The organism is Thermodesulfobacteriota bacterium (assembly GCA_034189135.1).
In the GTDB taxonomy this organism is placed as follows: Bacteria; Desulfobacterota; Desulfobacteria; order Desulfobacterales; family JAUWMJ01; genus JAUWMJ01.
In genome coordinates, this window is record JAXHVO010000037.1 from 1 (window position 1) to 16956 (window position 16956).

Below are 16956 nucleotides of genomic sequence, written 5' to 3' on the forward strand. Positions count from 1 at the left end.
GTAATTATCACCGATGGCTAAGTAGAAAGTTTCATATACCCCCGCTAAAAACCAGCGGGATAAAAAGGCGCAGTAGATGGGACTTTCTACGACGCCATCAATGTTGGAGGTAAAAATGCAAATATATTTAGATCGAATTATCAGAGCTGCCAAGCTTGATGTTAACTTATATGAAGAAGTTGAGGCTGATAAAGGTTCGATGAGTCAGGCTATGGGAGTTGTTGTGCTCTCCAGTATAGCAGCCGGGATAGGCAGCATAGGATCGATAGGTATAAAAGGAGTCATTATCGGTGCAATCACAGCTCTTATCGCATGGTATGTTTGGGCCTATATTACATATTTTATCGGTACTAAAATCCTTCCTGAACCGCAGACCAAAGCCGATCATGGTGAACTATTGCGAACCATTGGATTTTCCAGTTCTCCGGGATTGCTCAGGATATTGGCTATTATACCCGGAATAGGCGGAATCATTTTTATGATCACTTCAGTTTGGATGTTGGTGGCCATGGTTATTGCTGTTAGGCAAGCTCTGGATTATCGGAGTACATTACGAGCAGTAGGCGTCTGTATGATTGGTTGGGTCATTCAAGCGATCATTCTTACAATTTTGTTTTCGGTTTTGGGAGGCGGTTATTCAAAGCCCGTTTAATTCATTTAAGTGTCCCTCCAACCTATATTTACTTTTTGCATAATCGCAAGACAGATTAATACTCACTTAACACTGGATTCAAGTCAAGAAAAAGAGCCCCTCATGCCCGGCGATAACGATGAAAGAGATAAGAAATGAATAGTGGAATCATTTCAATTTTATCAGTTATGTGTTGCCTTGCTTGCTGATCGTATTGAAGCTTATTTTCTCTTTGGTGATTACAGAGAAAAGCGTTCACCCATCAAAGGTAGGCATCATTTTTTCTTGTTAATACAACTTTGAACCAGGCGCAGTGACTGACTAATCATGTATAGTGAAATAGATAATATTTGATCAAAATATGACAATTCGTGCATTGAATATCGGATACCAAGCGGTATTCCGAGATATTCTTTAAGGAAAAGCCCCATGGCTTATGAACAATTGTCATAAAAGACAAGGTTGTTTTATGACCAATTGTCATATAAAATACGTATATACCGCTTGCCATAAATATGTTCCGAAATATGGAATTGCGGTATAAGTGGTTGTAGAAAAAAACGTTTCGATAACGGAACGTTTTTTTGACAACCACAATAAAAACTTAAGGAATGAAGGATAAATTTCCAATGTCTAATTTCCGCGTTCCGTGAACACGTACATTCTTTTTAGACGGTAAATTATGTTTTATCATCATTGTTGATATTTCATAACGTTTATATAAAATAGTGAATCATCGCAAAAAGTACTTGATTTTAAAATGAATATATTACAGGTAAGGAAAGTAATTCAATAACTGCATATGCCGTTAAGGAATGGAATAGAGATGAGTTTTCAGAGAGGGTAAGGAACGATTATGAACCAGGAAAATGTCGTGATCATGAAAGAGTTAAAAGAGAGATTGCAAAGGAAATTTAGCTTTATCTCAAAGGTAATACTGTTTGGCTCTCAGGCCACAGGAAAAGCAGTTGAATTTTCCGACTACGATATACTTATCATAGTAAATCTTCCTATTTCTTGGCAGCAGCGAAGAAAAATCTTAGATGAAGTTTATGTTTCCGACCTCAAGTATAACATCTTGACAGATGTAAAAATTATTTCCGAACCGGAGTTGAAAAGTTTGAAAGGAAAACAGCCTTTTGTCCAATATGCTCTGCAAGAGGGGGTGGTGGTATGAAAGGTGATGAGAAAAATGCGCTAATTGAACATAGAATTGCAAGAGCAATGGATACCATTGAAGAAGTCTCATTTTTGATCAAGAACAAAAAGCTTCTTCTGGCAGTTAATAGAATATACTATGGAATGTTCTATATACTATCAGCTCTTTCCTTAAGATATGACTTTTCTACCTCAAAACACCAACAACTGATCGGTTGGTTCAACAAGGAGTTCATCTCCTCCGGTGAGATTGACCGAAGATATGGCAGGATACTGCACAATGCTTATAATAATAGGTCTACGGGAGATTATGATGATTTTGCAGAGTTTGACGAAAAGGATGTCAAGAATTCCTTCGATGAAATGAAGGAATTTATCAAAACAATCAAAGTATTGTTGTAATCTCATATACCCTCGCTAAAAATCAGCGGGTTTAAAAAAACCGTTAAAACATAGTAGATGAGACTTTTTACAGCACCATCAAAATTGAATCGATTATAAGGAGAAAAAAAAATGAAAAAAATAAAACTCGGGCCCCAGACGCTGCTTTTTCCCATGCCCGCTGTGCTGGTGGGATCAACAGTAGGCGGGAAGCCCAATTTTATGACCGCAGCATGGTGCGGCATCGCTTCGCACCAACCGCCTGCTCTTGCTGTGGCCATTCGGGAGATCCGGTTTACCATGAAAGGCATAGAAGCAAACCAAAGCTTTTCCATTAATGTTCCGTCTGCTGACTTGGCAAAAAAAGTCGACTTTTGTGGTATCTATTCAGGGAAAAAGAAAGATAAGTCTAAAATATTTCAGGTCTACTACGGAGATTTAAAGACCGCCCCGCTTATCGAAGAATGCCCGGTCAACCTTGAATGCAAAGTGATTCATTCCATTCATCTCGGAAGTCATACCCTGGTGGTGGGTGAAATCATGGAAACCCATATAAATGACAATTGCTTAACTGAGGGAAATGCAGATGCCGCCAAGATAGATCCCCTGGTCTATTCCACCGGAACGGCACAATACCAGCGACTGGGAGAAGTGATAGGCAAGGCATTTCACATGGGAAAGGAGTAGACATGATAGAAATCGAAGTTCCGGGGTACCGGACTCTGCAGCTTAACCACCTGGTACTGGATTATAACGGCACCCTTGCCTGCGATGGAATACTGATTCAAGGGGTTAAGGAATGCCTGGAAAAACTGGCGAGTGATTTACAGATTCATGTCCTGACCGCCGATACGTTCGGTAAGGCCGCTGCTCAACTTGAAGGGATTCCATGCGATTTGTCAATCCTTCCCACAGAAAATCAGGACGTGGGCAAGCTTGATTATGTAAAAGGTCTTGGATGCGAAAACACGGTTTGCATCGGAAACGGCCGTAACGACAGGCTCATGCTGAAAGAAGCAGCCCTGGGTATTGCGGTGGTTCTGGAGGAAGGTGTTGCCCTGGCCACACTGGTTTCAGCAGATGTGGTTTGTACCAGTATAGTCTCGGCACTGGAGCTTTTAATAAATCCGCTGAGGTTGACGGCGACATTGCGGTCTTAGGAATGATAACATGAAAAAACCGAATCCGGAACATGTCAAATCAATTTGTGACCTGGTCAATATATCTCCCTACCCTTCGCTGCTTTCTATGAAGCTGGTAGATCTGGACATTGGATCTGCGGTGATTGAAATTGATACGAAAAAAAAGCATATGCAGCTTTTGGGAGCGGTCCACGGCGGCGTTTTGGCGTCGATGATCGATACCGTTGCCTTCTGGGCAGTCTATTATGGAATAGAAAATCATGATGCCTGGCTCACATCGGTTGACCTGAAACTGAATTACCTTGCGCCGGCAACCTCCGGAAAGCTAATTGCCAGAGGCCGGCAGATTAAGGTGGGAGGGAAGTTGTGCTATGCAGAAGCTCAGGTCAATACCGAAGATGACCGCATAATTGCCCACGGAGCCTCAACCCTGATGATCATGCCTGAATTAAAAATGACGACAAAATTTGTTTTTCCCCCAAAATTTATCGAAAAAGAAGAATGAATTCCGGCCCGAGGGAATCCGCTTATTTGAAAATATAACATGCCCAAAAAAAATCACTTTTTTTAAAAAAAAGTATTGATTAGTTGTTTTCAGGGTGCTAAATGCTGCAATAATTGGTTTAAACCTATATTTCGGGTTTTGCCTTAGAGGATAGGACTTTCCCCGGCGCTTTACATTAAAATATCAGCCTGGGCCGTATACCATAGTTTTGTGCGAGTAAATGTAGCCTCCCACTGATACGGTCCAGGCCTTTTTTTTCTGTGAGACCTTGGAAAAACACTCCCTTTTGCCCAATTTCTGTGTCAGGCTCAAATTTTAATCCTCGAAATATTCAACATATTCCTGCGGTTAAATTTTTCGCCTTCCTTGAACTTAAACAAAATTGAGCATTTTTCCAAGGTCTCATTGCCAATCATCCCCCAATGGAAGACATCTGGCTTAAAACCTCTGCCGGCTTGTTGATTGAAAGGTTGTGGTCGGAAGGTTTGTGGCGCACAGCTGTGAGGAAAATCTCGGCCAGTTCATCATCGGAACATCCTTTTCTTAACGGACCCTTTAAATCTTCGTGATGGTCTGATAAAAGGCAGGGCCTGAGTTGTCCGCTGGCAGTTAATCTGAGTCGGTTGCACCTGTTGCAGAAGTGATGGCTCAAGGCACCGATAAATCCTACTTCACCCATTGCCCCTTCAAATTTGTAACGCTCTGCAGGACCGTCATTTATGCTGTTTTTAACCGGAATCAGTTTCCCGATGGTGCTGATGCGTTTTTTTATTTCAGGTACAAGTAACAGGGGGCCGTATTTCATACGGGATTTTCCTATGGGCATATATTCGATAAATCGGACATGAAAGGGATAGGAAAATGACAGCCTGGCAAAATCTGCCAACTCATCATCATTCACCCCGCTTAAGGCCACCATATTCAGTTTAATCGGATCAAAACCGGTCTTATGGGCAAGCTGTATGCCTTCCCAGACCTGGTCAAATCTGTCATGCCCGGTGATTTCCTTATATCTGCTTCTGATCAATGTATCGAGACTGATATTGATCCGTTTTATTCCTGCGGTTTTGATTTTTTCAATATTACCTTTGAGAGAAACACCGTTGGTTGTCAAAGCGATATCCCGAAGTCCATCCATATGGGCCAATTGTTCAAGAAATTCATAAACGCCTTTTCTGACAAGAGGTTCGCCTCCTGTAATTCTAATTTTGGAAATTCCAAGGCCAATGCCTACCTTAATAATTCTTATAATTTCTTCATAGCGCAATATTTCGTTATGGGAAAGTCTGGGGATAAAACCGGGAGGCATGCAATACATACATTGCAGATTACATCGGTCGGTAATAGATATGCGAAGATAGTTAAGATGCCGATTATATTTATCGATTAATTTTTGTTTAAGCATTTTATTCCATTCTTACAGGTACAGTATTTTTATTTTTTTCTGTCTTGAAGCCTTCTGCCTTTCATCTTTCTTTTAGCCGATATTGAATTTTTCACGATATTCAGCGATGGTTTTCATCGGAGGTCTTTCAAAACCTTCAATTTCCAGCTTGTCGGGTTTAATTTTATTTTTAACCAGATTATACTGAATCATTTCGGAAAAAATATCTTTTTTCAAATCGATTAGTTTTAGTTTTTCCACCCGTTTGATAAATGTTTTAAGAATAACAAACGCCATTTTCCCCAAAGCTTTGGTGTCCTGGTTTCGGTGAACCCGCTTTTCCAGATCCACCTGTGCGATCACATCAAGCCCCCATTTTTCATAAATATCAAGGATCATGCTGGTTTCGACCCCATATCCGATGGGAAAAGGTATTTTTTCATATATTTCTCTGAAACCGGCATACTCACCTGACAGGGGCTGTAATATCTGGGTTAGTTCAGGGAAAAAAAGTGAAAACAGGGGCCGGATAACAAGCTCCGTCACTCTGCCGCCACCGGTGGGCCTGATCTTACTTTTTCCGATGGCAATGGGCCTGTCGTAAAAAGCCTTGGTGTATTTAATACCATCATAATGAAGAAGAGGGCCGATGAGCCCGTATACAAACCGGTGGTGAATGTTTTTAATGTCCGAATCAACATAAACAATAATATCTCCTTTGGTCACATAAAGGGCCTTCCAGAGGTTCTCGCCTTTCCCTTTAAATTTTTCAAGGCCCGGCAAAATACTGTCGGCCTCATACACATCTGCACCAAAAGATTTTGCAATTTCCCGTGTGTTATCTTTTGAACCGGAATCTATAACCACAATTTCATCTAAGAGCGGATGACGAGTCATGAGCTCCGACTTCATAATCACTATTTCTTTGGCAATGGTTTTTTCTTCATTAAGGGTGGGCAGACACAGAGATATCGAGATATTCCTTTTCTTTTTTTTTTCAACCAGGCGCCTTATATCCGAAAAATCAGAATAATGAAACGTGTTTTTTTTTAGCCAGCTATCATTCATCACACACCCCGCTGTCCATGGCCATAATTACCCCAATGATCTGTGCAATCCCTTTGAACATGGGAGCAATTTTTACCTGCGCATTTTTCTGATGATAATTTTCACCATTGGTAATTCCCAAAGTAATGGCCGGTATTTTGCGGGAGAGAAAAATTGAAACCTCGGACTCACTCGGGCCTCCCGCCGGATGAATTTCCAGTTCATTCATCACTTTCCTGGTGCTTTTTACCAGGGGATGGTTATAGGTCAGCGTGGACGCTTTGAGATTACTGATGGTTTTTAAAGCCAGCCCTACTTCGTATTCATGGCTGATGGCTTCGATGATATCTTTGATATCATTGAAGATCAATTTTACCATTTTATCAGAATCACTTTGTATCTCAAATCCCAATTTCGCTTCAAGGGCAATGTCTCCATGTTTTGAACCCCCGGACACTTTCCCGATGATGACCCTTGATCGCGGTCTCTGGGGCAGGCGCAATGTTAATATCTGGTTAATCACTTCGTTTAACACCAATATTGCATTTGGTTTGAACTTGTGTTTGGTACCATTTAAAGCAGAGATGTTGCATTCCACCTCACATCTTACCATCCCGTCGGAATAATAGTTGAGCCTGCCAAGCTCAACCCCCTCAATACAGATCGCCCCTCTTATCGGAGTCGGCCATGTCTTGACCAGGTGACGAACACCTCTCAGATTGCCCTTTCCTATGGATTGAATTACTCCGGCCAGTATTAAATCCGATTGAAACTGTATGTTGAGTTTACGCAGAATTTCAGGAAGGGAAATAAGGACCCCCACTCCGACCGAGTTGTCAGAAACTCCCGGCCCGGTAATCAAATTTTCCTTTACCATAAAATTGTGATCCACCTCTTTGTCAAAAATAGTATCAATGTGTGCGGTAAGAAAAATAGGAGGTTTGGAGCTTGAGGTTCCCCTGACGATTCCGATTGGGTTTCTATAACCATCGGTGGTACATTCATCAACCCGGCACTCGGCCAGCCTGTCCAAAAAAATTCCTGAACGTCTTTTTTCTTTAAACGTAGGGGCAGGAATTTGGCCGATTAATACTATATTGGCAATAACCGTCTCTTTTATGGACGCAATTGTATCGACAAATGACGGCAATTTTTCAAGGTAGTTATTCATAGCGCTTTATTTTCCAACTGTATTTGATACACTAAAAAGCAGCGTAAGGTCAACATATCTTTACTTTAATACTTTTTACTTTGAATTCTTTACAACTTTATGGTTGAAGTAGGCAGACAAAAGATAGAACAAAACGGCTTACCGTTAGTCCGGCTTTTTCCGGGAAGCCTTTAAACCCCGGCTTCAACATTGAACCTGGAGGGATTGTTGAAAATCGCAGTATCGGCTGAGGAACCTTATCCGGAATCCAAGGTAGGACAAAGATTCGGAACCTCAAAATACTTTGTCATTGTTGATAAAGAAACCATGGGTTTTGAGTCTGTGCCGAACCCTGGTGCTTCAAGTATCAGCGGTTCAGGTGTGCAGGCGATTGTGCTGGTGGTCAGCAAAAAGGTTGACACCGTTTTGACGGGGTACTGCAGCCCAACCGCCATGGGTCACCTCACTAAAAATGGGATCCAGGTAGTCACCGATGTGAGCGGCAATGTTTACGAGGCAGTGACAAAATATAAAAACAACGAGTTGAAAAATATTACAGAAGTTAATCACCAATCAGATGCATGGGGCAGTGGTAACCGTAAAGCAGCCCTGACTTCAGCATTTAAAAGCTCAGTCAAACAGTTTTTCAGCATTCTACCGACACTAACAGGCGTTGTATTGCTCATCGGCTTGCTTAATGTTCTCATGTCAACCGATCTCTTATCTTTGTTTTTTTCCGGAAATGCAGTTTTTGACACTCTTTGGGGCGCGTGTCTCGGCAGTATTTTCGCCGGGAATCCTGTAAACAGTTATGTCATAGGCGGCCAGATGCTGGAATATGGCATCAGCCTGTTTGCAGTGACTGCGGTTATCGTGGCATGGGTAACCGTGGGTTTGGTGCAAATACCTACGGAGATATCCGCTTTGGGCAGAAAGTTTGCCGTGATCAGAAATATCGTGTCCTTTTTTATGTCTATCGCTATAGCTGGCGTAACGGTAATGGCTTTCAACTTCATAGGAGTATCACTTTAAGTGAACAGAAAGAAATTGCAGAACATTGCATGGGAAAAACGTATCTTTCGGTTGATTCTATTCCCGGTTTTGATGCTGATGGTTTACGGATTACTTTTTGCCGTTAGGCCGGAAAAAGCAATTGCCGCTTTTAACAGCAGCGGAAAGATATTTCTTAATATAATGATACCCTTTGGCTTTGTTTTCATTCTTTTGGTGGTTTTTAACCTTTTTTTAAAGCCTGCATATATTGTAAAATTTTTCGGGAAAAAGTCAGGTATTAAAGGGATTATGCTTTCAGCAGCGGCAGGGATCATTTCCATGGGACCGGTCTATGCATGGTACCCCCTTTTAAGAGACTTGCGTAAAAAAGGAGCGACAAATTCCTTAACGGCCATTTTTATAAACGCCCGGGCCATAAAGCCGTTTCTTCTGCCGGTAATGATCTCTTATTTTGGAATCGGATATGTGATAGTGCTCACCCTGGTTACGGTGACCGGCACCATGGTTGCCGGGTATATTACAGGCGTTGTTACTAGAGATTAGTCCCTCAATTTTTATAATGTTCACAAATGGCTTCGCACAGTCCTTCAATGGTGAATGATTTTGCCACGATGTGAACGTCAAATCCTAATTCTTCAGCTGTTTGTGCAGTGATGGGGCCGATAGCTGCGATGGTCACACCCGCTAAAAGGGTTTTAAAATTTTTACCAGGCAAAAGTTCCCTGAAATTTTTTACTGTGGATGAACTGGTAAAAGTGATCAGATCTATATTCTTTTGCTGAAGCTCTGTTAATACAAGATCCGCGCTTTGAGGAACTTTTTGGGTACAATAGGCGGTAACTTCATCCACAACGGCACCCATTTTTCCAAGTTCAACAGGCAGGATCGGTCTGGCTTCCTTGGCACGAGGCAGGAGTATTTTTTTCCCGCTGACCTGTTTTTTAGCAAAGGCTTCAATGATAGACTCCGCCCTGTATGTTTGAGGAATAATATCACTGTTCAAGCCAAAATCGAAGAGTTTTTCTGCGGTGGCAGGACCGATGGTTGCGGTTTGTAAATGGTGAATCGCGCGGACATCCATGCCGGTGGCAAAAAGTCTTTCAAAGAAAAACTTTACACCGTTTACGCTGGTAAATATCAACCAGTCATAACGCGAAAGATTTTTAATTGCCCGGTCCAGGGGCTTAAGGTCGTCAGGAGGCTGGATTTGAATGGTCGGACATTCCAGGCATTCGGCGCCAAGACCGGTCAGAAGACCGGTAAGGTCGCTTGCCTGTTCACGGGCCCGTGTGACCACGATTTTTTTCCCCATTAATGGTCGGGTTTCAAACCACTTCATCGTTTCCCGTAGATGGACGACATCACCCACAATAATGACTGCAGGCGCCTTCATACCGGCTTCATCTGCCTGACGGACAATGGTGTCGAGTGTGCCGGTCACAGTCACCTGCTTCGGTGTTGTTCCCCAACGGACCAGTGCCACTGGTGTTGCAGGAGACCTTCCATTTTCAATGAGTTTTTCAGTAATGTTGGGCAGATTTTTTATTCCCATCAAAAACACCAGCGTTCCGATGCCCTTTGAGATGGAGGCCCAGTCAATATTTGATTGGGTCTTGTTCGGATCTTCATGGCCGGTAATAAAAGCCAGAGTGGAGGTAAATTTTCTGTGCGTCAGGGGTATCCCTGCATAAGCCGGGGCTGCAATGGCCGAAGTCACCCCGGGTACGATTTCGAAATTTATATTATTTTCTACCAGGACCTGAACTTCTTCTCCTCCCCTTCCGAAAATAAACGGATCACCGCCTTTGAGCCGGGTAACGGTTGCACCAGTTTTTGCCTTTTCAACGATAAGGGTATTTATCTTTTCCTGGGACAGGGTATGATCTCCCCCCTTTTTTCCCACATAGATGACTTCAGCATTCTTCGAGGCGTGCTTCAATAGAAAGGGGGATGCCAGGTAATCATAAATGATCACATCTGCCATGGAGATGCATTGGAGTCCCTTTACGGTGATCAGACCGGGATCACCGGGTCCGGCGCCAACAAGATAAACTTTCCCTGCTAATTCTTTATGGTTCATTTGCTTTCAGCTTTTCCAGTATTGTATCTGCCCCCATTAAAAGAAGGCGTTGTGCAAGCTTTATTCCTAAATTTTCCGATGTTCCTTTTGGTCCGGCGATGCTTTGCTTAATTATATTTTTCCCCTCAACATCTGCGACCAGTCCCAACAGCGTAAAACTGTTTTGGCTTATTTTTCCGTAAGCGGCCACAGGCACCTGGCAACTTCCTCCCAGCGTACGTAAAAATGCCCGCTCTCCCATCACCTCCGCACGTGTCTTTGGATGGTTCAATTTTGATACCAGCTTTTCAATTTCAACATCGTGCTTCCTGATTTCAATACACAAAGCGCCCTGGCCAACTGCCGGCAGCACAATTTCATAATCCAGATATTGGGTGATCCTTGTTGCCAGATTGAGGCGTTTTACGCCTGCTGCTGCCAAAACAATGGCATCCAGATCGGTTGTTTCAAGTTTCTTTAGGCGTGTGTCAAGATTTCCCCTTAGGGGAAGTATAGTACAGTTCGGTTTTGCGTGCCTGATCTGGGCAGCGCGTCTTAGACTGCTTGTACCGATACGCGCCTGGGGTTTAAGTTCGGAAAGCAGGAGTCCGTTTTGGGAGATCAGAACATCCGCAGGGATTTCCCTCTGGGGAACCGGTCCGATACAAAGGCCCTCGGGCAAATCTGCCGGCATGTCTTTCATACTGTGAACGGCAATATCAATACGTCTGTCTAAAAGTGCTTCTTCGATTTCTTTGACAAAAAGTCCTTTGCCGCCGACTTTGGCCAGAGGAACATCGAGGATTTTGTCCCCTTTTGTTTTAATGACAACAATCTCGATTGAAAGAGAAGGGAAATTTTTATTAAGCTCGGTCTTAATCCAGTTAGCCTGCCAGAGAGCCAGCTGGCTTCCTCTGGTGCCTATTTTAATGTTGGATCCTTGCATTACTGGCTGCTACAGCTCGAGCAGCTTGTTGCCGCGCACCCACTGCAAGCCGATGAAGAGGCGGAAGAAGAGACGGTTTCTCCACCGCTTCCCTTGCTGACAAAGCCGCAGGCGGACATCAGCCTCAACACATTTTTACTGCTGCACGAAGGACAATCCGGTTTTTCAGAGCCGAACACAAGGCATTCAAAATTATGATCGCAGTTTTTGCAATGATATTCATAGATGGGCATTTGGATAACTCCTTGAGATCTTGCCGTTGCAAATATTTTGTATGTTTTTTTAGCCAAACAAATCGTTTGGAGAACATCGAATGATGAAATCGTTTCGCTATCTTGTAAGTGGGTAGAATACCTTATTTAATATTCGATGTCGAACGTCCGTTTGACGTTCATGGCTTTTATCGATATATCAGATTTAATAAGCATGAAAGCCTGAAAGGTCAAGCTTATTATTTGCTGAATCTTGTAAGAAAATAGATGAAAAACTGTTCTTATACTGAAACCCTGGCAAAAAGGCATACTGCGCGGCCAGCAGAGCATTGGGTCTCAGTTACAAGGTGCGATAGTTTTTCCGGGACGAGACAATACGTGCGGTATGCCGAGTGGCTGAAAAACCGCTGCAACGCATTGGGGGTAACCTGCTACGACGCCATTAAAATTGTTCCGGAAAAAGAATGCGATCGACCAGCTCGCATAAAATATGTCCCATTACAATGTGAGTTTCCTGAACTCTGGCGGTAACGTCTGATTCAACGGTTAATAAAAGATCGGCGTATGCAGCCAGTTTACCACTTCGGCCTGTCATTCCGATGGTAAACAGACCGATTTTTTTTGCGGCCTGTAATGCTTTGATTACGTTTTTTGAGTTACCGCTGGTACTGATTCCTATAGCAATGTCATCTTTATTTCCCAGTGCGTTGATCTGCTTGGAAAATATTTCATCAAAGTGATAATCGTTTCCAATGCTGGTAATTATAGATGTGTCACAGGTCAGCGCAATGGCGGCAAGGGGGGGTCTTTCAATTTTGAATCGATTGACAAATTCCGCTGCAATATGCTGTGCATCTGCAGCACTGCCGCCGTTGCCAAAGATAAGAATTTTATGACCCGAGGTAATGCATTCTGCAAGCATACCTGCACCTTTAACCATACGGTCGGCATTGTTTTTAATGGAAATGCTTTTAACATCAATACTTTGTTCCAATATTGATAAAACGGTTTCTTTCATTTCACGACGTTCCGGTATTTTCAATGTTTTGGATTTGTTTAATCTCCTGCATGGCGTCGTACCCCAGTTTTTTGGCGGCTTCAAATTCTTTTAACGCAGCTTCAATTTTGTTTGCCTTTTGATAAAGCTTGCCGAGCCTGTACCTAAAAAGACCGTTTTCCGGTGATATTTCCACGCTTTGCCGGCAAAACAGGGTGGAAATGTCAAGATTTTCGCCTTGAGCATCAAACAGTACGCCCAGAGCGGAAAGGGAGTCCGCATCATTGGCATTCAGTTTGATGGCTTTTTTATAGGCGGAAAAAGCCTGGTCAATCATGTCGAGAGATGCGTAACATTCGCCCAAGCTGGAAAAAGCAGAAGCGGATTCCGGTTTGAGCTTAATTGCTTTTTCAAGATATTCCAATCCGTTATCAGGTTGTTTTTCTTCGACATAAAGTCTTCCTGTTTGAAAGGCGACTTCAAACACATCTTTATCAAGTCGGTCTGCCCTGAGAAAGTATTCAAAGGCTTTGGTTTTGTCGCCCGTTATTTTGCATGTCAGGCCGGCATTATGTAAAGCCATAATATCCTTTGGATCCAGCAAAATGGCTGATTTGAATTCTTTGAGTGCTTTTTTATAATGACCAAGCATACCATGGCAAACGCCCAAGCTATTATGCACATTCACATTGGACGGGTCTAATAAAAGTGCTTTGTTGAATTCTTTTATCGCTCCTTTTATATCCCCTGTATCATACAGTTTATCGCCACTGATATTTAAACTGACTGCATCGAAAGATACTGTGCTGTTCGGACCAAAAAATAGTGCGTGATCAAAAGCTTTTCGGGCATTTTCAAGAATCTGGTGCTTTTTGAAACTTAAGGTCGGATACGCGGCAATTCCTATGGTAACGGTTTCATCTCTTTTTTGGGAAAGTTTTGTTTTACATTTTTCCGCAAGTTTAACACAGGCGGACTTGTCTTTTTCAGGGAAAAAACACCCGAAAAAATCACGATCAATCACTCCCCACATTCCTTTTTCTTTTCGACATATCCACCCGATTGCGTCGGCCACATCGAGCCGTACATGATTCATATATTCTTTTTGGGATACATCCCTTTTTTTATGTTTTAATTGATCAATGCGGATCACCATGGCACCAAAGGACGGTGAAGATTTCAGTACATCCAACGATTGATCGATAAATGAATCTTGGCTTTTAATATCAGGGAATACTTTTACCAATTCATCAAAATCATCGGGCACTTCGACAGGTTTATCCTCTTTAAGTCCTGAAGATGTTTTGGAAAAAAGAAACTGCCCGGTTAAGCTGCGTTTGCGACGCAACCCTTTCCTCTGGCTCCCATGGTCTGTTGTCATCATATGATTCCTGGTCAGGTTTTGTCTAATAAGCTTTGGAAAGCGTCTACAATGATGGAAAGTTCATCATCGAGTATTGTTCTGAGATCTATGATATACCTTTCTTCTTCTATTCTTCCGATGATCGGGGGAGAATTTTCCCGCATATGTTTTTCGATGCGGTTTGGGGAAATTCCTTTTATCCGGATACCTAAACATTTGCTCGGAAGGTTTAAAAGGGGAAGAGAACCACCCCCGGCCTTGGAAGAAAAACTCATCAATTCGATATCTAAACGCCGATCTTCTATTTTCTCCAGCATGTGAAGAAGCTGGTTTGCTTTTATTTCAATTTTTTCCACAGGAAGAGTCAGCATGCAAAGGGTGGGAATGGCCTTTACGGCTTTTTCTTCATCCCTGTACAGCCTTAAGGTGCTTTCCAATGCAGCAAGGGTCAGCTTATCTATGCGAAGCGCCCGGGTGATGGGGTTTTGTTTTATCTGATCAAGAATTTCTTTTTTCCCCACTATGATTCCGGCCTGGGGTCCCCCAAGGAGTTTATCACCGCTGAAGGTAACGACATCCGCTCCGGTGATCACAGATTCCTGCACGGTGGGTTCCTTTACCATGCCGTATTTAGAAAAATCGACAAATGTTCCGCTGCCGAGATCTTCCATCACCCGGATGTGATATTTAGCGCCCAGATCGACCAGCTCTTTCAGGGAGACCTCGGAAGAAAACCCGACCACACTGTAATTGCTTTTATGAACTTTGAGAAAAAGGCCGGTATTATTTTCCACTGCATTTTCGTAATCTTTAAGATGGGTACGGTTGGTGGTTCCGACTTCGGTTAAAATGGCACCACTCTTGGCCATCACATCCGGGATTCGAAAGGAACCTCCGATTTCCACCAGCTCTCCCCTAGATACAATCACCCTTTTCTCTCTGGCAATGGTGTCCAAACATAAAAGAACCGCTCCGGCATTGTTATTGACTACCATGCCGGCTTCAGCACCGCTGATTTCGCATAGAATGTCTTCCACGCAGCTGTATCTTGAGCCGCGTTTTCCTTGGGACAGATCAAATTCGAGATTTGAATATCGATTGGAGATGGCAGTGAGATTCCCCACCGCCGCATCGGCAAGTAGCGAACGACCAAGATTGGTATGTACAATAACCCCGGTGCCATTGATGGTGCGTAAAAGTTTGGGAGTCATGATTTTGCTGGCACGATTTCTAGCATCTTGGAGAATCCGGGTGTCAGAAAGGCTGTTTTCAGTTACATCTAAAACACCATCAAGGATACCTCTTCGCAGGTCTTCAATCACAGTTCGTATGGAAGACACCACCACGGTTTTCGGAATATGTTCCCAAAAAGACTCCCCCTGAGTCATTTCAAGGATGTGATCAACTCCGGGTAAATTTTGCAAAAGGGTCTGTTTTTGAGTGTTTGAGTCCATATTTATATCTGATGACATGAAAATAATGTTCAATGGTAAAAACAAGAAAATTACAGCTCCATACCACTATATTGCAAATTATTTCAATAGATTTTTTTTAGGATGAAGATCGACAATAAAAATGCTTTATGAATAAATGATTTTGAGTTATGTAAATATTTCAGAGGCCCTTCACGGCTTAAAATTAGAAATCGAAAAGCAATGATTCAAACGCAGTGGTAAGCCGTGAATTGGCCTGTCGGGAGTGACTGAAGGCAACACCCGGTTTTTGGTTTTATTTTTTTGGGGGGGAGGTTCGATGAAAAATCTTCTGGTAACAGGTGGCTGCGGGTTTATCGGGGCCAATTTTATACGTTATCTGTTTTCCGATACCCGTTATTCAGGACGGATCATTAATGTGGATAAACTGACCTACGCCGGTAATCCTGAAAACCTTAAAGGAATCGAACAAAAATATCCTAAGCGCTATTATTTTGTAAAAGCCGATATATGTGATGCCAAAGCAATGTCAGCGGTATTTAAAAAATATGAAATAGATGCCGTCTGTCACTTTGCTGCAGAATCCCACGTGGACAGATCCATTGTAACGCCGAATACATTTATTAAAACAAATATAGAAGGTACTTTCAACCTGCTGGAACAGGCCAGATCTTGCCAAGACAGACTGGTCCTTTTTCATCATATCAGCACAGACGAGGTCTTTGGTTCGCTTGGGCCGGACGGCTATTTTACCGAGGAGACCTGTTACGATCCAAGCAGCCCCTACAGTGCATCCAAGGCAGCTTCCGATCACCTTGTCCGGGCTTACAGCAGAACCTACGGACTGCCGGTAACCATATCCAACTGTTCCAACAATTACGGACCCTACCAGTTTCCGGAAAAACTCATACCGCTGATGACACTCAATGCGCTGGATGGGAAATCCCTGCCCGTATATGGCGAGGGGAAAAATATCAGGGATTGGCTTTACGTGAAAGACCACTGCAAGGCTGTATGGGCAATCATGAAAAAAGGAAAGCGGGGACAAACATATAATATCGGCGGCAATTGCGAAATATGCAATATTGATGTGGTCAATCAATTATGTGATATGCTGGATGTGATTAAGGTCGACATGGCAGGTAAACCACGAAGGCGTTTGATACGCTTTGTCAAAGACAGACCGGGTCACGATTTAAGGTATGCCATGGATTTTTCCAAACTGAAAAATGAGCTGGGCTGGCAACCGGACGAATCTTTTGCAACAGGAATCGAAAAGACAGTCAAATGGTACCTGAATAATACAGGCTGGGTGGAAAGGGTCAAATCCGGAGAGTATTTGAAATGGATTGATCAGCAATATGAATAACGAGGCGGGTTGCGGGGTGCGAGAAAAAGCTGTTTTGAATATCGAATATCGAACAAGGAATATCCAACCGCAGAAGTAAGAAAAACACTTCGAAATTCGATATTCCTTGTTCGGTGTTCTGCGGTTCAATAATCAAAAATCGCTTAAGTTAATGGCATTAGGTTG

18 protein-coding genes are annotated in these 16956 nt (G+C 42.9%); 9 read left to right on the forward strand and 9 right to left on the reverse strand.

Annotated elements, in window-relative coordinates:
* Positions 1–115 precede the first annotated feature (115 nt).
* From SWH54_05555 to SWH54_05580, 6 genes are all read left to right on the forward strand, one after another.
* Positions 116–652, forward strand: coding sequence for a hypothetical protein (locus tag SWH54_05555; protein ID MDY6790717.1), 537 nt, complete (start codon positions 116–118; stop codon positions 650–652).
* 835 nt (positions 653–1487) lie between these two features.
* Positions 1488–1808: a nucleotidyltransferase domain-containing protein gene (locus SWH54_05560; GenBank protein ID MDY6790718.1), complete on the forward strand. Its 321-nt coding sequence runs from the start codon at positions 1488–1490 to the stop codon at positions 1806–1808.
* A complete protein-coding gene (locus SWH54_05565) occupies positions 1805–2191 on the forward strand; it encodes a HEPN domain-containing protein (GenBank protein ID MDY6790719.1) in 387 nt (128 codons plus the stop codon). Before SWH54_05560 ends, SWH54_05565 begins: the two co-directional genes overlap by 4 nt.
* A gap of 111 nt (positions 2192–2302) precedes the next feature.
* The gene (locus SWH54_05570; protein ID MDY6790720.1) at positions 2303–2857 is read left to right on the forward strand and encodes a flavin reductase family protein; all 555 of its coding nucleotides are present in this window, start codon (positions 2303–2305) and stop codon (positions 2855–2857) included.
* Between the two features lie 2 nt (positions 2858–2859).
* Complete coding sequence (locus SWH54_05575; GenBank protein ID MDY6790721.1) at positions 2860–3330, forward strand: ATPase P; 471 nt, start codon at positions 2860–2862, stop codon at positions 3328–3330.
* A gap of 10 nt (positions 3331–3340) precedes the next feature.
* Positions 3341–3817, forward strand: coding sequence for a PaaI family thioesterase (locus SWH54_05580; protein MDY6790722.1), 477 nt, complete (start codon positions 3341–3343; stop codon positions 3815–3817).
* Between the two features lie 412 nt (positions 3818–4229).
* Here the strand turns inward: SWH54_05580 and moaA are convergent, their stop codons facing one another.
* From moaA to SWH54_05595, 3 genes are all read right to left on the reverse strand, one after another.
* Complete coding sequence (moaA, locus tag SWH54_05585) at positions 4230–5222, reverse strand: GTP 3',8-cyclase MoaA (GenBank protein MDY6790723.1); 993 nt, start codon at positions 5220–5222, stop codon at positions 4230–4232.
* A 72-nt stretch (positions 5223–5294) separates the two neighbouring features.
* Positions 5295–6269, reverse strand: coding sequence for a glucosyl-3-phosphoglycerate synthase (locus tag SWH54_05590; protein ID MDY6790724.1), 975 nt, complete (start codon positions 6267–6269; stop codon positions 5295–5297).
* Positions 6262–7419: a M20/M25/M40 family metallo-hydrolase gene (locus SWH54_05595; protein MDY6790725.1), complete on the reverse strand. Its 1158-nt coding sequence runs from the start codon at positions 7417–7419 to the stop codon at positions 6262–6264. The genes SWH54_05590 and SWH54_05595 overlap by 8 nt, the downstream gene beginning before the upstream one ends.
* Positions 7420–7626: 207 nt before the next feature.
* On the opposite strand from SWH54_05595, the gene SWH54_05600 reads away from it, so the two are divergent.
* Entirely contained in the window at positions 7627–8430 is an 804-nt protein-coding gene (locus SWH54_05600) for a NifB/NifX family molybdenum-iron cluster-binding protein (GenBank protein MDY6790726.1), read from the forward strand.
* Positions 8431–8955, forward strand: coding sequence for a permease (locus SWH54_05605; protein ID MDY6790727.1), 525 nt, complete (start codon positions 8431–8433; stop codon positions 8953–8955). It abuts the gene before it with no gap.
* A 4-nt stretch (positions 8956–8959) separates the two neighbouring features.
* Here the strand turns inward: SWH54_05605 and cobA are convergent, their stop codons facing one another.
* From cobA to selA, 6 genes are all read right to left on the reverse strand, one after another.
* Positions 8960–10492, reverse strand: a complete 1533-nt coding sequence (gene cobA / locus SWH54_05610; GenBank protein ID MDY6790728.1) for a uroporphyrinogen-III C-methyltransferase — start codon at positions 10490–10492, stop codon at positions 8960–8962.
* On the reverse strand, positions 10482–11417 hold the full coding sequence (gene hemC, locus SWH54_05615) for a hydroxymethylbilane synthase (GenBank protein ID MDY6790729.1): 936 nt from the start codon (positions 11415–11417) through the stop codon (positions 10482–10484). The genes cobA and hemC overlap by 11 nt, the downstream gene beginning before the upstream one ends.
* Positions 11417–11650, reverse strand: coding sequence for a zinc ribbon domain-containing protein (locus SWH54_05620; protein ID MDY6790730.1), 234 nt, complete (start codon positions 11648–11650; stop codon positions 11417–11419). Before SWH54_05620 ends, hemC begins: the two co-directional genes overlap by 1 nt.
* Positions 11651–12071: 421 nt before the next feature.
* Positions 12072–12647, reverse strand: a complete 576-nt coding sequence (locus SWH54_05625; GenBank protein MDY6790731.1) for a D-sedoheptulose 7-phosphate isomerase — start codon at positions 12645–12647, stop codon at positions 12072–12074.
* 1 nt (position 12648) lies between these two features.
* Positions 12649–14010: a tetratricopeptide repeat protein gene (locus SWH54_05630; protein ID MDY6790732.1), complete on the reverse strand. Its 1362-nt coding sequence runs from the start codon at positions 14008–14010 to the stop codon at positions 12649–12651.
* Between the two features lie 11 nt (positions 14011–14021).
* A complete protein-coding gene (selA, locus tag SWH54_05635; GenBank protein ID MDY6790733.1) occupies positions 14022–15443 on the reverse strand; it encodes an L-seryl-tRNA(Sec) selenium transferase in 1422 nt (473 codons plus the stop codon).
* A gap of 298 nt (positions 15444–15741) precedes the next feature.
* Here selA and rfbB point away from each other — a divergent pair, with 298 nt between their 5' ends.
* The gene (rfbB, locus tag SWH54_05640) at positions 15742–16791 is read left to right on the forward strand and encodes a dTDP-glucose 4,6-dehydratase (protein ID MDY6790734.1); all 1050 of its coding nucleotides are present in this window, start codon (positions 15742–15744) and stop codon (positions 16789–16791) included.
* The last annotated feature ends 165 nt before the right edge of the window (positions 16792–16956 follow it).

Excerpts from the sequence above, each read along its gene's own strand:
- SWH54_05625 (MDY6790731.1), bottom strand. The coding sequence starts at position 12,647 with ATGAAAGAAACCGTTTTATCAATATTGGAACAAAGTATTGATGTTAAA.
- SWH54_05630 (MDY6790732.1), bottom strand. The coding sequence starts at position 14,010 with ATGATGACAACAGACCATGGGAGCCAGAGGAAAGGGTTGCGTCGCAAA.
- selA (MDY6790733.1), bottom strand. The coding sequence starts at position 15,443 with ATGGACTCAAACACTCAAAAACAGACCCTTTTGCAAAATTTACCCGGA.
- SWH54_05590 (MDY6790724.1), bottom strand. The coding sequence starts at position 6,269 with ATGAATGATAGCTGGCTAAAAAAAAACACGTTTCATTATTCTGATTTT.
- SWH54_05620 (MDY6790730.1), bottom strand. The coding sequence starts at position 11,650 with ATGCCCATCTATGAATATCATTGCAAAAACTGCGATCATAATTTTGAA.
- SWH54_05565 (MDY6790719.1), top strand. The coding sequence starts at position 1,805 with ATGAAAGGTGATGAGAAAAATGCGCTAATTGAACATAGAATTGCAAGA.
- SWH54_05570 (MDY6790720.1), top strand. The coding sequence starts at position 2,303 with ATGAAAAAAATAAAACTCGGGCCCCAGACGCTGCTTTTTCCCATGCCC.
- SWH54_05580 (MDY6790722.1), top strand. The coding sequence starts at position 3,341 with ATGAAAAAACCGAATCCGGAACATGTCAAATCAATTTGTGACCTGGTC.
- SWH54_05595 (MDY6790725.1), bottom strand. The coding sequence starts at position 7,419 with ATGAATAACTACCTTGAAAAATTGCCGTCATTTGTCGATACAATTGCG.
- SWH54_05560 (MDY6790718.1), top strand. The coding sequence starts at position 1,488 with ATGAACCAGGAAAATGTCGTGATCATGAAAGAGTTAAAAGAGAGATTG.
- cobA (MDY6790728.1), bottom strand. The coding sequence starts at position 10,492 with ATGAACCATAAAGAATTAGCAGGGAAAGTTTATCTTGTTGGCGCCGGA.
- rfbB (MDY6790734.1), top strand. The coding sequence starts at position 15,742 with ATGAAAAATCTTCTGGTAACAGGTGGCTGCGGGTTTATCGGGGCCAAT.
- hemC (MDY6790729.1), bottom strand. The coding sequence starts at position 11,417 with ATGCAAGGATCCAACATTAAAATAGGCACCAGAGGAAGCCAGCTGGCT.
- moaA (MDY6790723.1), bottom strand. The coding sequence starts at position 5,222 with ATGCTTAAACAAAAATTAATCGATAAATATAATCGGCATCTTAACTAT.
- SWH54_05555 (MDY6790717.1), top strand. The coding sequence starts at position 116 with ATGCAAATATATTTAGATCGAATTATCAGAGCTGCCAAGCTTGATGTT.
- SWH54_05575 (MDY6790721.1), top strand. The coding sequence starts at position 2,860 with ATGATAGAAATCGAAGTTCCGGGGTACCGGACTCTGCAGCTTAACCAC.